Annotated in this window: 21 protein-coding genes and 1 pseudogene; 11 read left to right on the top strand and 11 right to left on the bottom strand. The window is 69.5% G+C overall.

What is annotated here, in order from left to right:
- Nucleotides 1–98 precede the first annotated feature (98 nt).
- The 3 genes from CDN99_RS12890 to CDN99_RS12880 all read right to left on the bottom strand — a co-directional run bounded on the left by CDN99_RS12890 (nt 99) and on the right by CDN99_RS12880 (nt 4,557).
- Nucleotides 99–584 (bottom strand): DUF2442 domain-containing protein, encoded by a 486-nt coding sequence (locus tag CDN99_RS12890; RefSeq protein WP_088385282.1) that lies wholly within the window; start codon nt 582–584, stop codon nt 99–101.
- Nucleotides 571–819 (bottom strand): DUF4160 domain-containing protein, encoded by a 249-nt coding sequence (locus tag CDN99_RS12885; protein WP_088385281.1) that lies wholly within the window; start codon nt 817–819, stop codon nt 571–573. The genes CDN99_RS12890 and CDN99_RS12885 overlap by 14 nt, the downstream gene beginning before the upstream one ends.
- A gap of 168 nt (nt 820–987) precedes the next feature.
- A complete protein-coding gene (locus CDN99_RS12880; protein WP_088385280.1) occupies nt 988–4,557 on the bottom strand; it encodes an indolepyruvate ferredoxin oxidoreductase family protein in 3,570 nt (1,189 codons plus the stop codon).
- A gap of 156 nt (nt 4,558–4,713) precedes the next feature.
- On the opposite strand from CDN99_RS12880, the gene CDN99_RS12875 reads away from it, so the two are divergent.
- The gene (locus CDN99_RS12875; protein WP_088385279.1) at nt 4,714–5,184 is read left to right on the top strand and encodes an Lrp/AsnC family transcriptional regulator; all 471 of its coding nucleotides are present in this window, start codon (nt 4,714–4,716) and stop codon (nt 5,182–5,184) included.
- A 108-nt stretch (nt 5,185–5,292) separates the two neighbouring features.
- Nucleotides 5,293–6,030, top strand: a complete 738-nt coding sequence (locus CDN99_RS12870) for a CBS domain-containing protein (RefSeq protein ID WP_158218836.1) — start codon at nt 5,293–5,295, stop codon at nt 6,028–6,030.
- 38 nt (nt 6,031–6,068) lie between these two features.
- Here CDN99_RS12870 and CDN99_RS12865 read toward each other — a convergent pair whose 3' ends face one another.
- Entirely contained in the window at nt 6,069–6,506 is a 438-nt protein-coding gene (locus CDN99_RS12865) for a hypothetical protein (protein ID WP_088385277.1), read from the bottom strand.
- Between the two features lie 176 nt (nt 6,507–6,682).
- On the opposite strand from CDN99_RS12865, the gene CDN99_RS12860 reads away from it, so the two are divergent.
- Nucleotides 6,683–7,234, top strand: coding sequence for a protein phosphatase CheZ (locus tag CDN99_RS12860; RefSeq protein WP_088385276.1), 552 nt, complete (start codon nt 6,683–6,685; stop codon nt 7,232–7,234).
- A 70-nt stretch (nt 7,235–7,304) separates the two neighbouring features.
- Here the strand turns inward: CDN99_RS12860 and CDN99_RS12855 are convergent, their stop codons facing one another.
- A complete protein-coding gene (locus CDN99_RS12855) occupies nt 7,305–8,123 on the bottom strand; it encodes a M90 family metallopeptidase (protein ID WP_088385275.1) in 819 nt (272 codons plus the stop codon).
- Between the two features lie 192 nt (nt 8,124–8,315).
- Here CDN99_RS12855 and CDN99_RS12850 point away from each other — a divergent pair, with 192 nt between their 5' ends.
- The 4 genes and pseudogenes from CDN99_RS12850 to CDN99_RS12840 all read left to right on the top strand — a co-directional run.
- Nucleotides 8,316–10,352: a hypothetical protein gene (locus CDN99_RS12850; RefSeq protein WP_088385274.1), complete on the top strand. Its 2,037-nt coding sequence runs from the start codon at nt 8,316–8,318 to the stop codon at nt 10,350–10,352.
- Nucleotides 10,353–10,553: 201 nt separating this feature from the next.
- A complete protein-coding gene (locus tag CDN99_RS12845; protein ID WP_141100758.1) occupies nt 10,554–10,940 on the top strand; it encodes a hypothetical protein in 387 nt (128 codons plus the stop codon).
- A gap of 40 nt (nt 10,941–10,980) precedes the next feature.
- Nucleotides 10,981–11,160: a hypothetical protein gene (locus CDN99_RS29285; protein ID WP_238139506.1), complete on the top strand. Its 180-nt coding sequence runs from the start codon at nt 10,981–10,983 to the stop codon at nt 11,158–11,160.
- Nucleotides 11,161–11,172: 12 nt separating this feature from the next.
- Nucleotides 11,173–11,784: pseudogene (locus CDN99_RS12840) on the top strand (lectin); the annotation flags it as partial.
- A gap of 37 nt (nt 11,785–11,821) precedes the next feature.
- On the opposite strand, the gene CDN99_RS12835 reads toward CDN99_RS12840, so the two are convergent.
- Both CDN99_RS12835 and tldD read right to left on the bottom strand, forming a co-directional pair.
- Complete coding sequence (locus CDN99_RS12835; protein ID WP_088385272.1) at nt 11,822–12,973, bottom strand: 3-deoxy-7-phosphoheptulonate synthase; 1,152 nt, start codon at nt 12,971–12,973, stop codon at nt 11,822–11,824.
- Nucleotides 12,974–13,318: 345 nt separating this feature from the next.
- Nucleotides 13,319–14,782 (bottom strand): metalloprotease TldD, encoded by a 1,464-nt coding sequence (gene tldD, locus CDN99_RS12830; RefSeq protein WP_088385271.1) that lies wholly within the window; start codon nt 14,780–14,782, stop codon nt 13,319–13,321.
- Between the two features lie 165 nt (nt 14,783–14,947).
- On the opposite strand from tldD, the gene CDN99_RS12825 reads away from it, so the two are divergent.
- Nucleotides 14,948–15,307 carry a hypothetical protein gene (locus CDN99_RS12825; protein WP_202820264.1) on the top strand — a complete coding sequence of 120 codons (360 nt, stop codon included), beginning with the start codon at nt 14,948–14,950 and terminating at the stop codon, nt 15,305–15,307.
- A 55-nt stretch (nt 15,308–15,362) separates the two neighbouring features.
- Here CDN99_RS12825 and rsmI read toward each other — a convergent pair whose 3' ends face one another.
- Nucleotides 15,363–16,352 carry a 16S rRNA (cytidine(1402)-2'-O)-methyltransferase gene (rsmI, locus tag CDN99_RS12820; RefSeq protein ID WP_375134444.1) on the bottom strand — a complete coding sequence of 330 codons (990 nt, stop codon included), beginning with the start codon at nt 16,350–16,352 and terminating at the stop codon, nt 15,363–15,365.
- On the opposite strand from rsmI, the gene CDN99_RS12815 reads away from it, so the two are divergent.
- From CDN99_RS12815 to CDN99_RS12805, 3 genes are all read left to right on the top strand, one after another.
- Nucleotides 16,351–16,773, top strand: coding sequence for a YraN family protein (locus tag CDN99_RS12815; RefSeq protein WP_088385269.1), 423 nt, complete (start codon nt 16,351–16,353; stop codon nt 16,771–16,773). The genes rsmI and CDN99_RS12815 overlap by 2 nt on opposite strands.
- 66 nt (nt 16,774–16,839) lie before the next feature.
- Entirely contained in the window at nt 16,840–17,409 is a 570-nt protein-coding gene (locus CDN99_RS12810) for an SIS domain-containing protein (RefSeq protein WP_088385268.1), read from the top strand.
- Nucleotides 17,410–17,490: 81 nt separating this feature from the next.
- Complete coding sequence (locus CDN99_RS12805) at nt 17,491–18,132, top strand: BON domain-containing protein (RefSeq protein WP_375134440.1); 642 nt, start codon at nt 17,491–17,493, stop codon at nt 18,130–18,132.
- Between the two features lie 57 nt (nt 18,133–18,189).
- On the opposite strand, the gene CDN99_RS12800 is transcribed toward CDN99_RS12805, so the two are convergent.
- From CDN99_RS12800 to CDN99_RS12790, 3 genes are all read right to left on the bottom strand, one after another.
- Nucleotides 18,190–19,092 carry an NAD(P)-dependent oxidoreductase gene (locus CDN99_RS12800; protein WP_088385267.1) on the bottom strand — a complete coding sequence of 301 codons (903 nt, stop codon included), beginning with the start codon at nt 19,090–19,092 and terminating at the stop codon, nt 18,190–18,192.
- Nucleotides 19,093–19,174: 82 nt separating this feature from the next.
- Nucleotides 19,175–20,311 (bottom strand): PilT/PilU family type 4a pilus ATPase, encoded by a 1,137-nt coding sequence (locus CDN99_RS12795; protein ID WP_088385266.1) that lies wholly within the window; start codon nt 20,309–20,311, stop codon nt 19,175–19,177.
- Nucleotides 20,312–20,414: 103 nt separating this feature from the next.
- Nucleotides 20,415–21,458, bottom strand: a complete 1,044-nt coding sequence (locus tag CDN99_RS12790) for a type IV pilus twitching motility protein PilT (protein ID WP_088385265.1) — start codon at nt 21,456–21,458, stop codon at nt 20,415–20,417.

Raw genomic sequence — 21,458 nt, 5'->3', positions numbered from 1 at the left:
CATGTGACAAGCATGCCGCCCCTCGGTCGCGCCTGTCCAGAGGCCTTTGCGCTACTTCACAGTTGTACCGGGTACGGCAGGCGCGTCGACGACCTCGGTCAGGGGCGCTTGATCTCCCACGGCGCGTCGCGCGGCACCACGCGCAGCGGCGTCGCGCGGGCCATGGCGGCCATCCATCGCCGGGTGCCCATGACGCCCTCCAGCAGACCCGGCAGATACACGTCCGCGTTCAGGCGCGGGAAGTGCAGGCCGTGGCCGGAGGGGGAGATCTCGGCCTCGGAGAGGTCGTCGATCTCGGCGCTGCCCAGGCCCTGCACCAGTCGCGGCGCGAAGGCCAGTTCGACGCCGGTGTCGAGGATCACCGTCACCCGGTCGGTCTCGCCGTCGTAGCGCACCGCGACCGCCGCCGGCAGCAGCGAGCGCTGCAACGCGCCCTGCATGTCGGCGGCCTCGTAGGCCTGCGCGCCGATGGGGTCGGCCGCGGGCCGCGCGTCCGGCGGGGCGTCCAGATCCAGATCCAGGTCCAGGTGCGGGAAGGGGCCGGCGCTGACGTCGACGTCGCGCTCGGGGTCAATGCCGGCCATGAAGCGTCCTCCAGTCCTTGCACAGGCGCTGCACCTGGCCGCCCAGCAGCGCGGCGATGCGGTTCAGCCGGGCATGCGTGAAGAAGTGGTTCTCGCGCAGCTCCAGCGGCCCGTGCGGGCAGCGCAAGTCGAAGCGGGCTTCGCAGCCCTGGCCCATCACGTGGACTTGGCCGGGCCGGTGATCGTTGAGGTAGATCACCGCCCGCAGTCCGTCGAACTTCAGGATCGTCGGCATGGCAGGGGAGCAGCCCGGGTCATCGGACCGCGCTGGGAAAGTCGGACAAGCCCCCAGCTTCCTTGCCTTCGCCGCGCCGCACCTTGACGAATGTCGAATTGCGCGCCGCCTGACGGCCCGCTCCCCCTTCAGAGCGGGGCGCCGAACCGGCAGGCGTCGGCCGACGGGTCAGAGCTCCGCCACGCCCTTCACACGTTCCGGGGCCTTCGTCAGCGGAATGACAGCGACGGGGCTTGCCACCGCGCGACCATGGAAGCGGTCGAGCAAATCCTTCCATTGCGCGCGCACGGTGACGACGTTCGCCAGCTTCACGTGGCCGTAGCCGCGGATGCCCTCGGGCAGACGGGCGAGCTTGACCGCGATGTCGAGCTTCTCCGCGCTCAGATCGCGCAGCAGTTCGTCGACGAGCGCCTCGTAGTCGCGGACCAACTGGCGCTCGATGCGACGCTCTTCGGTCTTGCCGAAGATGTCGAGCGCGCCACCGCGCAAGCCCTTGAGCTTGGTCAGCGTCTTCAGCGCCTTGAAGGTCCAGGAGCCGAGTTCGACCTTCTTCGCGCGGCCGTCCGCGCCCGGCCTGGACAGCAGCGGCGGCGCCATGTGGAAGCTGAGGTGGTCCCAGTCCTCGAACTGCGCCTTCAGCGCGGCCTCGAACTTGCCGTCGGTGTACAGGCGGGCGACCTCGTACTCGTCCTTGATGGCCAGCAGCTTGGCGTAGTAACGCGCCACGGCCTTGGTCAGGCGCAGGCTCTTGCCCGCTTCGCCGAGCGCGGTTTCGGCGGACCGCACGCGCTGCACCAGCGCCTCGTAGCGGCCCGCGTAGGCGGCGTCCTGGTAGTCGGTCAGGAAGGCCTTGCGGCGGGCGATCAGGCCCTCGGGGCCGTCGAGCTGGTCGAAGTTGAGCCACTGCACCTTCGCGGGCTGCTCGCCGGCCAGGCGTTGCAGCGCCTGCGGCGCGGCGATGGCCAGGCGGCCCAGCGCGAAGGCGGTCTTGTTGTTCTCGACCGCGACGCCGTTGAGCTCGATCGCGCGCATCAGCGCTTCGAGGCTCACCGGCACCAGGCCGCGTTGCCAGCAGGCGCCCAGCATGACGATGTTGGACGGCATCGTGTCGCCCATCAGCCGCTGCGCGATGTCCTGCGCGTCGATGACGGCGAGCAGGTCCGCGCCTTCGCCGACCGCGTGCCGCATCTTGGCCATCAGCGAGTCGGCCTGCAGGCTGGCGTCGGGGTTGCGGACGAAGGCGGCCGTCGGCAGCTCATGCGTGTTGGCCAGGATCACGGTGCGGCCGGCCTTGATGGTCGCGAGCGCGTCGGCGCTGGCGCCGACCACCATGTCGCAGGCCAGCAGCACGTCGGCCTGCTGCGTGTCGATGCGGACCTGGTTGAGCAGGTCCTGCGTCGGCGCGACGCGCACGAAGGACAGCACCGCGCCGCCCTTCTGCGCGAAGCCCATGAAGTCCAGCACCGAGCTCTGCTTGCCTTCCAGGTGCGCGGCCATCGTGATCAGCGCGCCCACCGTCACCACGCCGGTGCCGCCGACGCCGGTGACCAGCATGTCGAACGGACCTGTCCACGCCCAGGTCGCGGGCGGCTGGATGGCGGCGATCTCGCGCGCCAGGTCGGCGGGGCCGAAGGCGGCGCCGGCGCGCTTCTTGAGCTTGGCGCCGTGCACCGAGACGAAGCTCGGGCAGAAGCCGTTCACGCAGCTGAAGTCCTTGTTGCAGCTGCTTTGCTCGATCGCGCGCTTGCGGCCCCAGTCGGTCTCCACCGGCACCACGGACAGGCAGTTGCTGGCCTGGCCGCAGTCGCCGCAGCCCTCGCAGACGGACTCGTTGATGAAGATGCGCTTGTCCGGGTCGGGGAACTCGCCCTTCTTGCGGCGGCGGCGCTTCTCGGCGGCGCAGGTCTGGTCGTAGATCAGGACGGTGACGCCCTCGATCTCGCGCAGCTCGCGCTGCACCGCGTCCAGCTCCGCGCGATCGTGGAAGGTGGTGCCAGCAGGGAAGAGGCCGTGATGGCCGTCGTACTTGCCGATCTCGTCGGAGACCACGACCAGGCGCTTCACGCCCTCGGCCTCGACCTGGCGCGCGATCTGCGGCACGCTGGTCTGGCCGTCGACCGGCTGGCCGCCGGTCATCGCGACGGCGTCGTTGTAGAGGATCTTGTAGGTGATGTTGGCCTTGGCCGCGATGGCCTGCCGGATCGCCAGGTAGCCCGAGTGGTAGTAGGTGCCGTCGCCCAGGTTCTGGAAGACATGCTTCTCGGTGGTGAAGCGCGAGTGCGCCGCCCAGTCCACGCCCTCGGCGCCCATCTGGATCAGGCCGGAGGTGCCGCGCTCCATCCAGCTCGCCATGAAGTGGCAGCCGATGCCGGCCAGCGCGCGCGAGCCCTCGGGCAGCTTGGTCGACGTGTTGTGCGGGCAGCCCGAGCAGAAGTAGGGCTGGCGGCGCACCGCGTCGGCGCCGTTGGACAGCAGGCACGGGGTCAGGAAGTCCACCACCAGGTGGCGCCGGTCCAGCGCCGGATTCAGCCGCGCCAGCCAGTCGGCGACGGTCGGCATGATGCGCGACGGCCGCAGCTCGCCGAGCGCGCTCAGCACCGCGGCGCCGTGCTCGTCGGACTTGCCGACGACGCTGGGGCGTTGCGCGTCGGGCAGGTGGTAGAGCAGCTCCTTGATCTGGCGCTCGACGACCGGGGCCTTTTCCTCGATGACCAGCATGTCGGTCAGGCCCTGCGCGAATTCGCGGATGCGCGTCGGCTCCAGCGGATACACCAGGCCGACCTTGTAGACGCGCACGCCGGCGGCGGCCAGCGCGTTGGGGTCGAGGTCCAGGCGGCGCAGCACTTCCATGAAGTCGTAATGCGCCTTGCCGACGGTGACGATGCCAAGCGTCGCGCGCGGGCTGACGACGATGTGCTTGTCGATGGAGTTGACCTTGGCGAAGGCCAGCACCGCGTCGATCTTGTGCGCCAGGCGCGATTCCAGCTCCAGCGACGGCAGGTCGACCGCGCGGATGTGCAGGTCGGTGGGCGGGGTGTGATCGACGGGGAGCTCGAAGTCGAGCGGCACGGCGTCCAGGTCCACCGTCATGCCGGACTCGACCACTTCCGAGATCGCCTTGAAGCCGACCCAGGCGCCGGAGAACCGCGACAGCGCCCAGCCATAGAGGCCGAACTCCAGGTACTCCGCGACGTTGCCCGGATGCACCAGCGGCATCGACCAGGCCTGCAGCGCGAGGTCGCTCTGATGCGGGGTCGAGGACGAGACGCAGCCGTGGTCGTCGCCGCACACGACCAGCACGCCGCCCTGCGTCGCCGTGCCGTAGACGTTGCCGTGCTTGAGCGCGTCGCCCGAGCGGTCCACGCCCGGGCCCTTGCCGTACCACATGGCGAAGACGCCGTCGACGGTGCGCTTGGGGTCCAGCGCGACGCGCTGCACGCCCAGGCAGGCGGTGGCGGCCAGGTCCTCGTTGATGGCGGGCAGGAAGTTGACCTGCGCCTTGTCGAGGAACTTCCTGGCCTTCCACAGCTGCTGGTCGACCATGCCCAGCGGGCTGCCGCGGTAGCCGCTGACGAAGCCGGCGGTCTTCAGGCCGTGGCGTTCGTCTTGCGCCTTCTGCATCAGCAGCAGGCGCACGAGGGCCTGCGTGCCCGTCAGGAAGACGGCCCCCGAGCTGGCGGCCAGGTTGTCCGACAGCTGATACGGGCGCAGCGTGGGAGCGGAAGTGGCTTGGGACATGGCGGGTCTCCGCGGCGGGAAATGCGCGGACCGCATGGGGGCGGGCCGCATCTTGTGTGTGAAGAAGGGATTCTTTACGAGACAATGCGCGGTTGCTTGCTCTGTTCGCTCGACATCAGGGTTGTTTGGAGCAAAACGAACTCAGGAATGCGTTGAATGGAAAATGAACGTTTCGATCGTGCGACGCGGCTGATCCTGGAGGCCTTGCAGGCGGACGCGCGCCAGAGCACGCAGCAATTGGCGGACCGGGTCGGCCTGTCGGCGACACCGGTCTGGCGCCGCATCAAGGAGCTGGAAGAGCGCGGCGTGATCCGCCGGCATGTGGCGCTGGTGGATCGGGAGCAGCTGGGCCTGTCGATCTGCGTGCTGGCCAACGTCAGCCTGGTCCGGCACAACGAGGGCGCGGTGGAGGCCTTCGAGGCGATGGTGGCGTCCAGCCCGGAGATCGTCGAATGCCAGGCGATCACCGGAGAGGCCGACTACGTCATGAAGATCGTCGCGCCCGACATGAAGGCCTACGACCAGTTCCTGCAGGCCAAGATCTTCAAGGTGGCGGGCGTGTCCAGTGTGCGCAGCAACGTCGTGCTGCGCGAGGTGAAGTACGAGACGGCCTTTCCCGTGCCGTGATCGCGGTTGGGCGCGGAGCCGCGACCGCCGAGCCCGATGCCAGGGGCTCGCCGGCCGGCGAGGCCGCCGCGCTCGCGCCGGCCGCGCCGCGGATCGCAGTCGCCGTGCGTGTTCTCCTGGATGCGGGCCGCCGCCGCGCTGTGTCATCCTGACCGGATGTTCTCCGTCTACGGCACCTCCGGAAAGATCTACACCGGCGGCCTCGAGCAGGTCCGCGAGCTTGCGCCGGTGCAGGCCGTCGCGCGCACGCGGGCGGTCGAGCCGGTGGCCCGCCAGGGCGACCTGACGCCGTCGTCGGTGGTGCTGGCCGGGCTCAGCCAGGGGGGCGGAGGCGGTGGCGGCGCCACCGGCCCGTCCGCCTACGTCGCGCAGGAGGCGCTGGCCGCCTATGCCGGCGAGCCCGTGCGGCAGGCGCTGACGCAAGTGCACCAGCTGATGAGCCGCAAGCTGGTGAGCGTGCGCTCCGGCGCGACGCTGCGGCAGGCCTCGCGGACGATGTCGCGGGCCGGCGTGGGGCAGGCGCCGGTGCTGGGCCCGATGGGCGAGGTGCGCGGCCTGATCACGCGCGCCGATCTGATGCGGGGGCTGCCGGACGACCTCGACGAGGCGGCCGAGATGGCCGCCATCGCGCGCCGGCTGGTGTCACCGGTCGATGACGTGATGTGGACGCCGGTGCCGGTCGCGCAGTCGGACACGCCGCTGCGCGAGGCGGCTCAATTGATGCTCGATCTGGGCCTGCCCGGGCTGCCGGTGGCCGATGCGAACGGGCAGTTGCAAGGTTTTCTCTCGCGCAGCGACCTGCTGCGCGGCATGACGCACGAGCCGCCGCTGGACCTCTGGTCCTGAGCCGGACCGCGGCCCCGGCCCGAACGGGCCAGGGAAGGCTAGTACTTGCGCATCCCGCGCTCGGACTCTTCCTGCTGGATCGCCTGCAGCGTGCGCCAGTCGGTGCAGACGAAGACGCCATCCTCGACGATGCGGTCGCGCAGCGAGTCGTCGCCGCGGGAGACACGTCCGTCCTTGCAAACCATCGTGGCGGTCTTGTTCTGGCTCTGCTCGTTGAGCGATTTTCCGATCAGCATGCTGTCTCGCGTGTACAGCGTCAGCAGCAGCAGGGCCGCCAGCACGCCCAGGATCAGCGCCACGCCGACGATGATGTCGCTGACGTCGCGCAATGCCGATGGCGCGGGCGTCGCGGCGGCCATGCGGGGCGCGGCGGCGAAGCTCGCGTCCTGTCTGGCGGATGCGGCGGGGGCGGTGCCGCGCGGTTTGAGATTGGCGCGGCTGACGCCGGAGGAGGAGCGGGTGGTGGCCATGTTCATGAGACTGATCGCGCAACAAAAACGGTCAGCGGACGGACGGGATGAAGACTACAGGCGACCCGGTTTGACGACTGCTTAAATGAAGGAATCTCCCCCAAAAATGCACGGGTGCAGGGGTCCCTTTCCGTTAGTTACACCGGTTGCAGAACTAAGATTTCGGGCCAACAGGAAAGCCCATGTCCGACCTCCAAAACCCCAGCGCGGTGGCCGCGCACGAGGCGCTGCACAAGCTGTCGCGCGAGTTGCCCGACGCGTGCGAGCGTCTGGACTACGTCAAGCGCATGACCGACCAGGCGGCCAGCAAGGTGCTGGGACTGGTGGAGGCCGCGCAGGACGATGCCGAGGCCGTGCGCCGGCAGGGTGCCGAGCTGTCCGAATCGCTGCAGCGGCTCGCCGCCGCGCCGGACCTGAGCGTCGAGCGGGCCCGCGCCATGATGCGGCTGTGCGCGGCCTACGCGGCCGGCGCGTCGGGCTTCGCGGATCGCGTCAAGGGTTTGCAGACCGAGATCATGATGGCGCAGGACTTTCAGGATCTGTCCGGCCAGGTGATCAACAAGGTGCTGGGCATGCTGCGTCCGGCGGAGGCGCCGTTGCAGCAGTTGCTGGCCGATCAGGCGTCGGCGGCCGCACCGGATGCCGCGCCGGAACAGCTGGCCGGCGTGCAGACGCCAGACAAGGCGCTGCAGCAGGACGACGTCGATGCGCTGCTCGCGGAGATGGGCTTCTGAGCCCTTGAACGGTCGGGCTCTGGAACGCGCGATCGACCGATGCCCCGTGCGGGCGGCCGACGGTCCCCGTTCAGGACCAGAGCATCGGATCCACCTCGTAGAACCTGCGCAGCTCGGCGTACAGCGCCGGATGCGCTTGCGCCAGGGCCCAGGGCTGGCCGAAGAAGCGCTCGCTGGCGACCGCGAAGAACTCGGCCGGTTCGGTGGCGGCATAGTCGCCCAGCGGATCGGCCTCCCCGGCCGCGAGCCGCGCGCGCAGCAGGTCGAAGCTCTGCTGCATCACCGCCGCCCAGCGCGCCCGCCGCATGCGGCTGCCCAGCCACGGCGCGCCGTTGGCGACACCTTTCTCCTGATCGAGCTGATGCGCGAACTCGTGCACCGCGACGTTGTGGCCGAGCTCCGGCCGTGACGCGTCGCGCAGCACGTCGTCCCAAGACAGCACGACCTGACCCTCGCCCCACGATTCGCCGCTGAGCACTTGCCGCTGTTGCATCTGCAGCGGCCCCTGGTGGCGGACGCGATCGACGATGAAGGCGCCGGGATAGACCAGCACCGAGCTCAGGTTCGGGTAGTAGCCGCGGGTCCGGCCCAGCAGCGGCAGGCAGGCGAGGGCGGCGATGGTGACGCGGACCTCGTCGGTGATGGCCTGGCCGGCGCAACCGATGAAGGATTTCTCGGCCAGGAAGACCTGCATCTGGCGCTTGAGCCTCAATTGCAGGTCGGCCGGCAGCCGGGCGGCCTGCGGCACGTTGCGACGCAGGATCGCGCGCCAGGCCGCGGGGAAGGCTTTCGCGCGCAGCGCGGCACGGCGCCGGGCCTGTCGCCAGGGTTGGCTCAGCAGCCAGAAGCAGATCAGCGCCGCGATCAGCGCGAGAAGGACGAGGACCATGGCTGCCGTTCTTGCGCCGGAGCGCGTCGGGTCGATCGTTCCCACATGCGAGCATTGAGGCGGCTTTCAAGAGCGGTGCCGTCCAGGGTGTCGAACGCGCTGGGGAGCGCGTGGACTCATCGGCCCTTCTTCAGCTCCGCCGGACGACGCCTCGTGTGCTTCTCACCGCTCTCCGCCGGCTCGATGGCTCCGTTGGAGGCTGACGCCGGCATCGACATTGGCCAGGACGGCGTTTCCACGCGGACCGCCGGCGCTGGCGCCGGGGCCGGGGCCGCGGCCAGCGCAAACGCCGCAGTCGGCGCAAACGGCGCAAACGGCGCAAACGGCGCAAACGGCGCAAACGGCGCCAATGCCGCCGAGGACGAAGCCTTCCGCCCCTGGCGTGCGTGCCTGCGACTCCTTCGCGACCTCGTCGTCGACGATGCCGTCGTGCGCGAGTCGATTCGCCTCGGGGAGGTGGCCTCCGCCCTGGAGGCCGCGTTTCGATCACCCCAGGCGGCCGCGCTGGAGGATCGTCTTCCGGGGCAGCGACAGGCCATGCTGCGCTGGTTGACGCGAGGCGATGCGCTGCCCGACGACGCGGAGCGTTTCCTGGAGGAGTTGCTGACCCTCACCACGGTCCGATGCCGGGACGGCGACGATCGCGTCCGGCCCATGACTGCGTGGGAAGCTCGGGCCGCCAGCGCCCTGATGGAGGATCTGAGGCCGCGTCCTCACCGGACGTCCGCGCCGTTCGCCGGTTTCGCCTGGGGACTGCTCGAACAGCTTCACGACGAGCGGCCGTGTTGCATCGACGTCCCCCTGGATCCGCCCGCGGGAATGACGGCGGAGCAGGCCTCGCGGATGCAGCGCGGCTACCTCCATGAGGCGGAACGGAGCGGGGTGCTGCGCGACCTGACGACGTTCAGGCTGCAGGCCACCGAGCACGTCGCCGTGCAGATGGCGCCGTGGGTCGACCGGGCGTCGCGGGTGCGCAAGCTCGCCGTGCCGACGCCGGCGCGGGCCGCGCAGGCGCCGTTGCCGCTGCGGCCGTGGGTGCGGCGCATCGAGTGCTCGCAAGTGGTCGCGCCCCAGGACGTTCGGGATCTTTGCGCCCTGAAGCGGATGTTTTCGAATCTCGTGAGCGTGGTGGTGCCGGAGGCGGCGCGCGGCGTCATGCCGCGGAGCCTGGAGAAGGCGTTGTGCCTCCCCCGCGGTCGGTGGGAAATCCAGTTGCGAGGACGATCGAACGGACTCCTTCACTTCGATCGGCTCCGTGACGCCTGCCGGCATCCGCTGACGGCGCTGGGTGCGCACGCTCAGGCGTTCGGCCGGGTCGGCCGCGCGGAGCTGCTGGCCTTGGCCGCGAATCACGCGTATGCCGAGATGGAGAAGCACGGGCAGCCGATGTCGTCGATGCAGCGGGGGCGCCTCTCGCAATGGCTGGTCGCCTTGATGGTCGACGACGAACTGGCGTTGCGTAGCCGGTCGATGACGAGCAAACGGAACCAGGGGTGGGCGACGGTGATCCACCTGTTGGCATCGCTGAAGGCGGAACTCGACCGCGAGCCCTTCACGCCCATGCGGTGCGTCACCGCCCGCCTGCTGTCGCACGTGCAGAACAGCAGGCTGTACGCCCATGCCATCGGCGAAGGACTGCGGCTGATCGCGGCACCGGATGGCGGCACCTTGCCCGGCGTCGGCCTGAACGCCGACGAGGCCGATCGGATCGAAGCCGTGCTGCAGCAGTCCCTGATGGAGACGATGACCGCGTCGATGATGGAGCGCGCCTATGCCGCCTTGGAGATCCTCGCGCCGGACATCGACGGGGAGTTCTCGGCTTCGATCTGTGAAGGCGATCGGGGGATCGTCGAGGCGGCGCTGCATCAGGCCCTGCTGACGCACGTGCGATTCCAGGCGCGGCCCGGCATGCCCTACCCGCCGGACGTCTTGATGACCGACATGCCGCCGGACATCGTCGATCGATTGGAGGCCTTGCTCGATTGGACTCGGGAAAAGACAGGCTTGGCGAAGCTGTCGAGGGAGCGCTGGTACGACTGTTTTCTCCGGATGGCGCATCACCAGGGGGTGGACTGGCAGCGGGGGCCCGCCCGACTGCGCGGCGTCTTGACGCGGAACGCCGTGCCGGCCGAGCCGCCGCCGCCCGCGTTGGTGAGGTCGTTCATGCAGGCGCTCGCGGACGACGTGGCGAGGATGGCGCTGGCCGCGGCCGCCGAACCCGAAGCGTGAGCCCAGGGGCGCGCGGCATCGCGGAGGCTGGGCGCAGGCCGCCCTTGTCCGTGGCGCGATGGCCCGCGGCGCTTCGCTCCACCGGGAAAATCCCGCCCTTCGACGACTTGAGCGCCACCGCGCGCCGGTCGCCAGAACAAGACATGCGAACGACGAGGGGGAGCGGCCATTGGCGATGAGCGCCGAGGCCGCGGGGACGTTTTGAAACTGACGGAAGTGTGGGCGACGCCGCTGAGGACGTCGCCGTTCGACGGCGATCCGATGCGCGAGTACCGCGACAGGATCCAGCAGGAGATGCTGCAGGGCCCGGAGCCCTCGGTGCAGTTGCGACTGTCCCCGTTCATCGGGACGGGGTCGCCGCTGGAGGCCGCCCGTGCGCAGGCGCGCGCCGACGTCGTCTATGGGCGCCATCCGCTGGGCCAGGAAGCACCGCCGGTGAGCCGCATCGAGACCCCGCCGTACACCCATGGCACCTTCACCGCGGTGAGTTACCCGGACATGAGCGTGCAGGTGTCGTTGGGGCCCTTGCTCTGGAGCCATGTGGAGCGCGCCGGCGGGACGCCGCGCGTGCTGGACGTCGTCGCTTGAAGCACCTAGCATCCCTCGCAGTGGGCACGGGAGGGAGCAGATGCGCAGAGCAGCGATGGAGAAGGGGCGGCGCGCGATCGCCGCCGCGATCTCGGCGGGGTTGATGGTGACCGGCCTGCCGGCGCGGGCCGACGAACAGACCGTGGAGCTGCGCTCCCGCGGCGGCTACGAAACCTATCGCCTGCCTGACGGCACGACCGAGGTCGACCTGGTCGAGTAGACCTCGGGCGGCTGCCGCTTCGGCAAGACCTGGGGCTACGACCTGTCGGCCCGGTCGTTGTGGGTCGACGGCGGTTGCGGCGGCCGCTTCAAGCTCACGACCGAGGCGGCGGGAAGCCGCGACGGGTCCAGCAATGTCGGCGCGGCGATCGCGGCCGCGGCGGTGATCGCCGGCATCGCGCTGATCGCGAGCAAGGATCGCAAGGACCGCGACAACGATCGGCCCGACGATCCGGATCCCGGCGGCAGTTGGGGCGCGCACGAGATCCGCGGGCAGGGCGGGCTGTGTCTCGACATCGAGGGCAGCGCGCGGCCCGGGCAGGGGCTGATCGTCTTCAATTGCCACAACGGCTCGAATCAGCGTTTCGAGTGGCGCCGCAACGGCGAGCTGCGTGTCGCCGGCCTGTGCCTCGACGTGGCCGATCGCAACGACAACGACGGCGCGCGGGTCATCGCGTTCGACTGCAACGGCCAGAGCAATCAGCGCTGGCGGGCCCGCGACGGCCAGATCCGGAGCGAGTCCACGGGCAAGTGCCTCGACATCGAGAACGCCCGCGCGCGGCCCGGCCAGGCGGTGATCATGTACCGCTGCACCGGCAGCGAGAATCAGCGCTGGTCCTGGTGAACGCGACCCCGGGCGGACCCCAGGGCCGCGCCTGAGGTCAGCGCTCCACCGTTTCCAGCCGCGCCGCCTTCACAGCCTCGCTCAGCACGTCGAGCACGGCCAGCGACGCGTCCCAGTCCAGGCAGGCATCGGTGATGCTCTTGCCGTACTCCAGCTGCGACGGGTCGTCCTTGCCGGGGCTGAACTTCTGCGCGCCGCCCTTCAGGTGGCTCTCGACCATCACGCCGAAGATGCCGGTGCCGCCCGCGCGGATCTGATCGGCGATGTCGCGCGCGACGTCCAGCTGGCGCTCGTGTTTCTTGCTGCTGTTGGCGTGCGAGCAGTCGACCATCAGCCGCGTGTCGAGCTTGGACGCCGCCAGGTCGGCGCAGGCCAGGGCAACGCTCTGGGCGTCGTAGTTCGGCGTCTTGCCGCCGCGCAGGATCACGTGGCAATCCCGGTTGCCCTTGGTCTCGACGATGGCCACCTGGCCGTTCTTGTGGACCGACAGGAAATGGTGCGGGCGTGCCGCCGCCTGGATGGCGTCGGTGGCGATCTTGATGTTGCCGTCGGTGCCGTTCTTGAAGCCGATCGGCGCCGACAGGCCCGAGGCCAGCTCGCGGTGCACCTGGCTCTCCGTCGTGCGCGCGCCGATCGCGCCCCACGAGATCAGGTCGCCGATGTACTGCGGCGAGATCACGTCCAGGAACTCCGATCCCGCCGGCATGCCCAGCCGGTTGATCTCCAGCAGCAGCTGCCGCGCGATGCGCAGGCCCTCGTCGATGCGGTAGCTCTCGTCCAGGTAGGGGTCGTTGATCAGGCCCTTCCAGCCCACCGTCGTGCGCGGCTTCTCGAAGTAGACGCGCATGACGATCTCCAGCGTGCCGGCGTACTTCTCGCGCTGCGCCGTCAGCTGGCGCGCGTACTCGAGGGCCGCGGCCGGGTCATGGATGGAACACGGCCCGATGATCACCAGCAGCCGGTCGTCGCGGCGCTGCATGATGTCGCGGATGCGCTGGCGCGTGCCGACGACAAGCTGCTCCATGGCCGTGCCACGGATCGGGAAGAAGCGGATGAGGTGTTCGGGAGGCGGCAAGGGCGTGATGTCCAGGATGCGTTCGTCGTCGGTCTGGCTGGTCTTGTCCTGCGGCGAATACCAGCGCTCCGCCTGCGGGGAAGCGGGATACGAGCTGGTCGACTTGGCATTCATGGGTGACGCTTTCAGGTTGGGTGTGAGGTGCGGCGCTTCAGGACTCGAGGACCGCCTCCCCACTTGCCGGGGCAGGGGCCCGGGCGAAAAAAAACCGCCGGGCTTGGAGGCCCGGCGGTTTCTTGAGGATTCTTGGCGCGCTGCGTTTGCTTATGCGTTCGCCTCTCCTCCGCCGGGGCGGTGCGAGAACCAAAAGTACGCAAAATAAAACTTGCCGACAGAACGCATAGGGACCAATGGTGCACGCGCTTGCTGCGCCGCGTCAAGCGCGGCGGTGTGACCGCCGCACGACGTTGGGGTCGCGATGCACCGCATGAGGCCGTCGATCCTTCGCGCCGCGCGGGGTCAGGCGGTGCCGCCGACGGTCAGGCCGTCGATGCGCAGCGTCGGCTGGCCGACGCCCACCGGCACGCTCTGGCCCTCCTTGCCGCAGACGCCGACGCCGGTGTCCAGCTGCATGTCGTTGCCGATCATGCTGACGCGGGTCAGCGCGTCCGGGCCGTTGCCGATGATCGTGGCGCCCTTGACCGGGTACTGGATCTTGCCGTTCTCGACCCAGTACGCTTCGCTGGCCGAGAAGACGAACTTGCCGGATGTGATATCCACCTGCCCGCCGCCGAAGTTGGTCGCGTACAGGCCCTTGTCGATGCTGGCGATGATTTCCTTCGGATCCTTGTCGCCGCCCAGCATGTAGGTGTTGGTCATGCGCGGCATCGGGACGTGGGCGTAGCTCTCGCGGCGGCCGTTGCCGGTCGGTGCGACCTTCATGAGCCGCGCGTTCATCGCGTCCTGGATGTAGCCCTTGAGGATGCCGTCCTCGATCAGGACGTTGCGCTGCGAGGCGCAGCCTTCGTCGTCGACGTTCAGCGAGCCGCGGCGATCGGGGATGGTGCCGTCGTCCAGGACCGTCACGCCCTTGGCGGCGACGCGCTCGCCGATGCGGCCGGAGAAGGTGCTGGAGCCCTTGCGGTTGAAGTCGCCTTCCAGGCCGTGGCCGACCGCCTCGTGCAGCAGCACGCCGGGCCAGCCCGGGCCGAGCACGACGGTCATCTCGCCGGCCGGGGCCGGGCGCGATTCCAGGTTGGTCAGCGCGGCGCTGACGGCCTGCTCGACGTAGGACGCGATCATCTCGTCGGTGAAATAGGCCAGGCCGAAGCGGCCGCCGCCGCCGCCGGAGCCGACCTCGCGGCGGCCGTTGCTCTCCGCGATGACGGTCACCGACAAGCGCACCAGCGGACGCACGTCGGCGGCCAGCGTGCCGTCGGCGCGGGCGATCAGCACGACCTCATGCTCGGCGGCCAGGCCGGCCATCACCTGCACGACGCGCGGATCCTTGGCGCGGGCCAGGCGCTCGGTGCGTTCCAGCAGCGCCACCTTCTGCGCGCTGTCCAGGCTGGCGATCGGGTCGGCCTCGCCATACAGCGCGCGGCTGGCCGCGACGACCGGCGCGGACGGCACCTTGACGCGCTTGCTCTGTCCCGCCGTCGCGATCGCGCGCACGGTGCGGGCGGCATCGAGCAGCGCGGCCTCGGAGATGTCGTCGGAGTAGGCGAACGCCGTCTTCTCGCCGGCGACGGCGCGCACGCCCACGCCCTGGTCGATCGAGAAGCTGCCGCTCTTGACGATGCCTTCCTCCAGGCTCCAGCCCTCCGCGCGGGTGGTCTGGAAGTAAAGGTCGGCGTCGTCGACACGGTGCTCGGTGATCAGGCGCAACGCCTGGGCGAGCGAGGCATCGGTCAGGCCGAAGGGTTCGAGCAACTGGGCACGGGCGGTGACCAGACGGGCCAGGGTGGGTTCGCGCGAAATCATGCGGTCGATTGTAGGCAGCGCCTCGCGACCCTGCGCGGGGGATGGTGACCAACGGATGCAATCGCTTCACCGATCTTTACGGGAACCCCGTCCGCGTGTCGGCGACGACGCTCGTTGTCACCCTCAGCGGCGCGATTGCCGCGTCACCCCCCCGAGGAGATCCTGATGAAACGCCTGTCCCTGTCGATCGCCCTGATTTCCAGCCTGATGGCCGCATCCGCCTTCGCCCAGACGGCGGCTCCGACGCCGGCACCGTCCCCGACGGCCACGCCGCGCATCGACCAGCGCGAGGTCAACCAGCAGCACCGCATCGCGGAGGGGGCCGCCTCCGGTCAACTGACCGCCAAGGAAACGCAGCACCTGGAGAAGGAGCAGGCCCGCATCGACAACACCGAAGCGAAGGCCAAGGCCGACGGCAAGGTCACCGCCAAGGAGCGCCGCAAGCTGACCCGCGAGCAGGACGTCGCCAGCCGCGACATCCATCGCGCCAAGCACAACAAGCGCGTCGCGCCGACCGCCGGCTGAGCGGCGCCTCCCGAGACCGAACGCCCTGCGGGGCGTTCGGCGCTTGTGGAGAGGATCAGGGGGCGGCGCCGCCTTGCCCGGCGTCGTTGCCGTCCTCGCCATCCTCGTCGCCGCGCGTCCCGTCGTCGTCGACGGACTGCGCCTGCTTCCATTCCAGCGCCTGCTGGTACAGCAGCTTGCGCGACTCGCCGGTGAGCTCCGCGGCCAGCGCGGCCGCCTGCTTCAGCGGCAGGTCACGCGTCAGCACACGCAGCGTGCGCAGCGCTTCATCCGGCAATCCGGTGTCATCCGACAAGGACTCGGCCGCATGCAACACCAGCACGAACTCGCCGCGTTCCCGTTGCTTGTCCTGGGCCATCCAGGCGGGCAGGCTCGCGCAGGGCGCGGTGTGGATGGTCTCGAACTGCTTGGTCACCTCGCGGCAGACCGTGAGCGTCTGCGTCGGCGCGACGTCCGCCAGCAGCGCGATCAGATCGACGATGCGATGAGGCGCCTCGAACAGCACCTGGCTGTAGGGCGCGCCGGTGAGCGCCTGCAACGCCGCGCGTCGCTCCGCCGCCTTGGTCGGCAGAAAGCCCACGAAGCGGAACCCCAGCGCGCGCGCGTCGCCGGCCACGCTGAGCGCGGCGGCCGCGCTGCTGGCGCCGGGCAGCGGCACGACCCGCACGCCCGCCCTGGCCGCGGCGGCGACCAGCACCGCACCGGGATCGGAGATGGCCGGCGTGCCGGCGTCGCTGACGTAGGCGATCCGTTCGCCCTGGAGCAGTCGCGCGACCAGGGCCTCGGCGGCCTGCTGCTCGTTGTGCTGGTGCAGCGCCACCAACGGCCTGTGCAAACCCAGCCAGCGCAGCAACTGAGCGCTGACGCGGGTGTCCTCGCAGGCCACGGCATCGACGAGGCCCAGCACGTGGATGGCGCGCAGGCTGAGGTCGGCCAGATTGCCGATCGGCGTCGCCACCATGTAGAGCGTGCCGGCCGGATATTGCTGATGGCCGGCGGCGGCGGTGGCGGCCGCGACCATCGATGCGGACGGGGACGTCGAAATGTTCAAGAAGCTCTCCACGGAAACCACGGGCACCACCAAGGCGCGCGGCGACGCGGCCGAGCAGCGCGCGCTCGACTATCTGAAGCGCCAGGGGCTGCGGCTGGTGGCGCGCAATTATCGTGTCGCCCGGGGCCCGCACGCGCGCGGCGGCGAGGTCGACCTGATCATGCGCGACCGCGATCGCGACGGCACCCTGCTGTTCATCGAGGTGCGCGCGCGGGACAGCGACGCGCACGGCGGCGCGGCGGCCAGCGTGACCCTGGCCAAGCGGCGTCGCGTGATCTTCGCGGCGGGTTGTTATGTGCGCACCTTGATGGAGGTGCCGACCTGCCGCTTCGACGTCATCGCCATCGACGGCGATCGGATCGAATGGTTGAAGGGCGCGTTCGACGTGCCGGAGGACGAGGGGCGCTGGGCGTGACGCCACGAGGCGCCGCGCGCCGGCGCATGTCGGCGGCACATGTCCGAGCCCTTATCATCCGCGGTCATGTTGGAACAACGCATACAACAACAATTCTTCGAAAGCGCCGATCTGCTCTATCAGGTCGCCGAGAACCTGTCGCGGCCGCTGGCGGTCGCGGCGCAGATGATGGTGGACGCGCTGACGGCCGGCGGCCGCGTGCTGACGGCCGGACTGGGCATCTCCGCGGCGGACGCGACCTACATGGCCTCGCTGCTGTCGGGTCGCTTCGAGCAGGAACGCCCCGGCCTGGCCGCGATGGCGCTGGACGCGCAGGCGCAGGGTTACGCCGATCCGGCCTCGGCCCTGATGCGCCAGATCCAGACCTTCGGTCATCCCGGCGACCTGCTGCTGCTGTTCGAGGCCCAGGCCAGCGGTGCCGCGGGCGCGCTGCTGCAGGTGGCGCACGGCCAGGAGATGAGCGTGATCGTGCTCAGCGGCGCGCAGGACGACGACTGGCGCGCCACGCTGCTCGACACCGACGTGCAACTGCGCGTGCCGCACAGCCGCTTCGCGCGCGTCGCGGAGGCACACCGTTTGCTCTCGCATTGCCTGAGCGACGCGATCGACGTGCAACTGCTGGGCGCCGCTGAATGATCTTTCCCTGTTCAGCCAAGACGCGTTCGAGCGGCCCGTGCCGCCGAGCGCCGTGCTGACGAGTTCCCCGAGGACGACACGATGATGACCAAGACCCGTTGCCTGATCCTGGCCGCCGCGCTGGGCGCCGGCTTTCTGCAAACCGCCTGCGTGCCATTGATCGTCGGCGGCGCGGCGGTGGGTGGCGCGCTGGTGGCGACCGATCGCCGCACCTCGGGCACGCAGCTGGAGGACCAGGGCATCGAGCTCAAGACGTCCAACCGCATCCGCGAGCAACTGGGCGACCGCGTGCACATCAGCGTCAACAGCTACAACCGCATGGTGCTGCTGACCGGCGAGACCCGCAACGACGAGGACCGCGCCGCGGTCGATCGCATCGCTCAGGGCGTGGACAACGTCTCCAGCGTGCTCAACGAAGTGGGCGTCGGCATGCTGAGCTCGCTGTCCAGCCGCGCCAACGACGTGGCGATCGCCGCGAAGGTCAAGGCCAGCCTGGTCGACGCGAAGGATCTGATCTCCAACGCGTTCTACGTCGTCGTCGAGCGCGGCAACGTCTACATCATGGGCCGGGTCACCGAACGCGAAGCCAACCGCGCCACCGAGATCGCCCGCGGCGTGCGCGGCGTGCAGAAGGTCGTCCGCGCGATGGAGATCATCAGCGAGGCGGAGCTCGCGGCGATGGGGCAGGCGCAGCAGCAGGCGAAGCCCAAGGCCAGCGAGTAACGCCGACCTGCGCCATGAACAGGGGACCGCCGCGGCGGTCCCTTTGTCATTGAGGCTTCAACGCAGCCGCTTGATCAAGCTCGACGTGTCGAACCTGCCGCCGCCCTCGGCCTGCACATCCGCGTAGAACTGGTCGACCAGCGCCGTCACCGGCACGCGCGCGCCGTTGCGGCGGGCTTCGTCCAGCACCAGGCCGAGGTCCTTGCGCATCCAGTCCACCGCGAAGCCGAAGTCGAACTTGTCCTCGACCATGGTTTTGCCGCGGTTGTCCAGCTGCCAGCTCTGCGCCGCGCCCTTGCCGATGACGTCCAGCACCAGCGGCATCGGCAGGCCGCTCTTCTGGCCGAAGGCGATCGCCTCGGACAGGCCCTGCACCAGTCCCGCGATGCAGATCTGGTTGACCATCTTCGCGAGCTGACCGGCGCCGGCCTCGCCGACACGGGTCACCGCCTTGGCGAAGTGCATCGCGATCGGGCGGATGGTGTCGAAGGCGGCCTCGTCGCCGCCGCACATCACCGTCAGCGCCCCGTTGACCGCGCCCGCCTGGCCGCCCGAGACCGGTGCGTCGACGAAGTTCAGGCCCAGCTGTTTCGCCTGCGCGTGCAGCTCGCGCGCGACCTCGGCCGAGGCCGTCGTGTGGTCGACGAAGACCGCGCCCGGCTTCATGCCGGCGAACGCGCCTTGCTCGCCCAGCACCACCGAGCGCAGGTCGGCGTCATTGCCGACGCAGGCGAAGACGATGTCCGCGTCCTTCGCCGCCTCGCGCGGCGTCGTGGCGCCCTGGCCGCCGAACTCGGCCGCCCAGGCCTGCGCCTTGGCGGCGGTCCGGTTGTAGACGGTGACCCGTTGCCCGGCCTTGGCCAGGTGGCCCGCCATCGGGAAGCCCATCACGCCCAGACCCAGGAAGGCGACGCGAAGGGAAGGAGTCGATTCGTAGGAACGCTGGCCGATGCTGCTCATGGAAGGACCTGTCGGGGGTGGATGAAGACCCGGCGATTGTGGCCCGTGCGCGGACTCGCCTGAACGAGCCCCCTGAGCGCGCTCACATGATCGTCAGGTGCTCCGTGCCCGAGGACAGGTCGCCGCTGCGCGCCCGCTCGCTGTTGAGCTTGATCTGCAGCCGCAGGTCGTTGACCGAGTCCGCGTTGCGGAGCGCGTCCTCGTAGGTCACGCGGCCCATCTCGTAGAGGTCGAACAGCGCCTGGTCGAAGGTCTGCATGCCGAGCTCGCGCGAGCGTTTCATGATCTCCTTGATCTCGCCGACCTCGCCCTTGAAGATCAGGTCCGAGACCAGCGGCGTGTTCAGCAGGATCTCCACCGCGGCGACCCGGCCCTTGCCCTCCTGGCGCGGCAGCAGCCGCTGCGACACGATGGACTTCAGGTTCAGCGACAGGTCCATCAGCAGCTGCGCGCGCCGCTCCTCGGGGAAGAAGTTGATGATCCGGTCCAGCGCCTGGTTGGCGCTGTTGGCGTGCAGCGTGGCCATGCACAGGTGGCCGGTCTCGGCGAACGCGACGGCGTGCTCCATCGTCTCGCGATCGCGGATCTCGCCCATCAGGATCACGTCCGGCGCCTGGCGCAGCGTGTTCTTCAGCGCCTGCTCCCAGCCTTCCGTGTCCAGGCCGACCTCGCGCTGGCTGACGATGCAGTTCTTGTGCGGATGGACGAACTCGACCGGGTCCTCGATCGTGATGATGTGACCGTAGGTGGTCTCGTTGCGGTGATCGATCATCGCGGCCAGCGACGTGCTCTTGCCCGAGCCGGTGGCGCCCACCAGGATCACCAGGCCGCGCTTGGTCTGCACCACGTCCTTGAGGATGGGCGGCAGGTCCAGCGATTCGATCGTCGGCAGCGTCGCCGGGATCGTCCGCAGCACCAGCGCCACGTGGCCCTGCTGGATGTAGGCGTTGACGCGGAAGCGGCCGATGCCCTGCGGGGAGATGGCGAAGTTGCACTCCTTCGCGCGCTCGAAGTCGGCCGCCTGCTTGTCGTTCATGATCGCCCGCGCCAACTGCAGCGTGTGCTGCCCGGTCAGCGGCTGCGGCGACACCTTCGTGACCTTGCCGTCGACCTTGATCGCGGGCGGGAACTCCGCCGTCAGGAAGAGGTCGGACCCCTTGCGCGACACCATCAGGCGCAGCAGGTCGTTGATGAACTTGGTGGCCTGGTCGCGTTCCATGAGCGGGGTCCTGTCCTGTCGGGTGCCGGTGCGCCGATGCGGGCCCGGTCTGGTTCTCGTGACTGCCGGCGGGTGGCGGCCGGCCCGCGGGCCGACGTGCCGCTCAGCCGGGGAAGTTCTCGGGGAACTTGGCCTTGGCGCGCGCCTCGGCCGGCGTGATGATGCTGCGGCGGACCAGGTCGGTCAGGTTCTGGTCCAGCGTCTGCATGCCGAGGTTGTTGCCGGTCTGGATCGACGAATACATCTGCGCGACCTTGTTCTCGCGGATCAGGTTGCGGATCGCGGAGGTGCCGAGCATGATCTCGTGCGCCGCCACCCGGCCGGTGCCGTCCTTGGTCTTGCACAGGGTCTGCGAGATCACCGCCTGCAGCGATTCCGACAGCATCGCGCGCACCATGTCCTTCTCCGCCGCAGGGAACACGTCGACGATCCGGTCCACCGTCTTGGCGGCCGAGGAGGTGTGCAGCGTGCCGAAGACCAGGTGGCCCGTCTCCGCCGCGGTCAGCGCCAGGCGGATGGTTTCCAGGTCGCGCATCTCGCCGACCAGGATGCAGTCCGGGTCCTCGCGCAGCGCCGAGCGCAACGCGTTGGCGAAGCTCATCGTCTGCGGGCCGACCTCGCGCTGGTTGACCAGGCACTTCTTGGACTCGTGGACGAACTCGATCGGGTCCTCGACGGTGAGGATGTGGCCGTACTCGTTCTCGTTGAGGTGGTTGACCATCGCGGCCAGCGTCGTGCTCTTGCCCGAGCCCGTGGGGCCCGTCACCAGCACCATGCCGCGTGGCCTCATCGCCAGGTCGGTGAAGATCTTCGGGCAGTTCAACTGCTCCAGCGTCAGGATCTTGCTGGGAATGGTCCGGAACACCGCGCCGGCGCCGCGGTTGTGGTTGAACGCGTTGACGCGGAAGCGCGCCAGGCCCTGGATCTCGAACGAGAAGTCGACCTCCAGGACTTCCTCGTACGACTTGCGCTGCGCGTCGCTCATGATGTCGTAGACCATGTCGTGCACCTGGCGGTGCTCGAGCGGCTCGACGTTGATGCGGCGCACGTCGCCATGGACGCGGATCATGGGCGGCAGCCCGGCGGACAAGTGAAGGTCGGAGGCCTTGTTCTTGACCGAGAATGCCAGCAGTTGAGTGATGTCCAT

Source organism: Roseateles aquatilis (assembly GCF_002205645.1).
Lineage (GTDB): Bacteria > Pseudomonadota > Gammaproteobacteria > Burkholderiales > Burkholderiaceae_C > Roseateles > Roseateles aquatilis.
Note: the sequence above shows the minus strand (reverse complement) of the source record. Positions and strands in the feature narration are given on the sequence as shown.

Excerpts from the sequence above, each read along its gene's own strand:
- CDN99_RS29285 (WP_238139506.1), top strand. The coding sequence starts at position 10,981 with ATGCGCAGAGCAGCGATGGAGAAGGGGCGGCGCGCGATCGCCGCCGCG.
- CDN99_RS12790 (WP_088385265.1), bottom strand. The coding sequence starts at position 21,458 with ATGGACATCACTCAACTGCTGGCATTCTCGGTCAAGAACAAGGCCTCC.
- CDN99_RS12890 (WP_088385282.1), bottom strand. The coding sequence starts at position 584 with ATGGCCGGCATTGACCCCGAGCGCGACGTCGACGTCAGCGCCGGCCCC.
- CDN99_RS12860 (WP_088385276.1), top strand. The coding sequence starts at position 6,683 with ATGTCCGACCTCCAAAACCCCAGCGCGGTGGCCGCGCACGAGGCGCTG.
- CDN99_RS12865 (WP_088385277.1), bottom strand. The coding sequence starts at position 6,506 with ATGAACATGGCCACCACCCGCTCCTCCTCCGGCGTCAGCCGCGCCAAT.
- CDN99_RS12810 (WP_088385268.1), top strand. The coding sequence starts at position 16,840 with ATGTTGGAACAACGCATACAACAACAATTCTTCGAAAGCGCCGATCTG.
- CDN99_RS12805 (WP_375134440.1), top strand. The coding sequence starts at position 17,491 with ATGATGACCAAGACCCGTTGCCTGATCCTGGCCGCCGCGCTGGGCGCC.
- CDN99_RS12880 (WP_088385280.1), bottom strand. The coding sequence starts at position 4,557 with ATGTCCCAAGCCACTTCCGCTCCCACGCTGCGCCCGTATCAGCTGTCG.
- CDN99_RS12855 (WP_088385275.1), bottom strand. The coding sequence starts at position 8,123 with ATGGTCCTCGTCCTTCTCGCGCTGATCGCGGCGCTGATCTGCTTCTGG.
- CDN99_RS12800 (WP_088385267.1), bottom strand. The coding sequence starts at position 19,092 with ATGAGCAGCATCGGCCAGCGTTCCTACGAATCGACTCCTTCCCTTCGC.
- CDN99_RS12835 (WP_088385272.1), bottom strand. The coding sequence starts at position 12,973 with ATGAATGCCAAGTCGACCAGCTCGTATCCCGCTTCCCCGCAGGCGGAG.
- CDN99_RS12795 (WP_088385266.1), bottom strand. The coding sequence starts at position 20,311 with ATGGAACGCGACCAGGCCACCAAGTTCATCAACGACCTGCTGCGCCTG.
- CDN99_RS12885 (WP_088385281.1), bottom strand. The coding sequence starts at position 819 with ATGCCGACGATCCTGAAGTTCGACGGACTGCGGGCGGTGATCTACCTC.
- CDN99_RS12825 (WP_202820264.1), top strand. The coding sequence starts at position 14,948 with ATGAAACGCCTGTCCCTGTCGATCGCCCTGATTTCCAGCCTGATGGCC.
- tldD (WP_088385271.1), bottom strand. The coding sequence starts at position 14,782 with ATGATTTCGCGCGAACCCACCCTGGCCCGTCTGGTCACCGCCCGTGCC.
- CDN99_RS12815 (WP_088385269.1), top strand. The coding sequence starts at position 16,351 with ATGTTCAAGAAGCTCTCCACGGAAACCACGGGCACCACCAAGGCGCGC.
- CDN99_RS12875 (WP_088385279.1), top strand. The coding sequence starts at position 4,714 with ATGGAAAATGAACGTTTCGATCGTGCGACGCGGCTGATCCTGGAGGCC.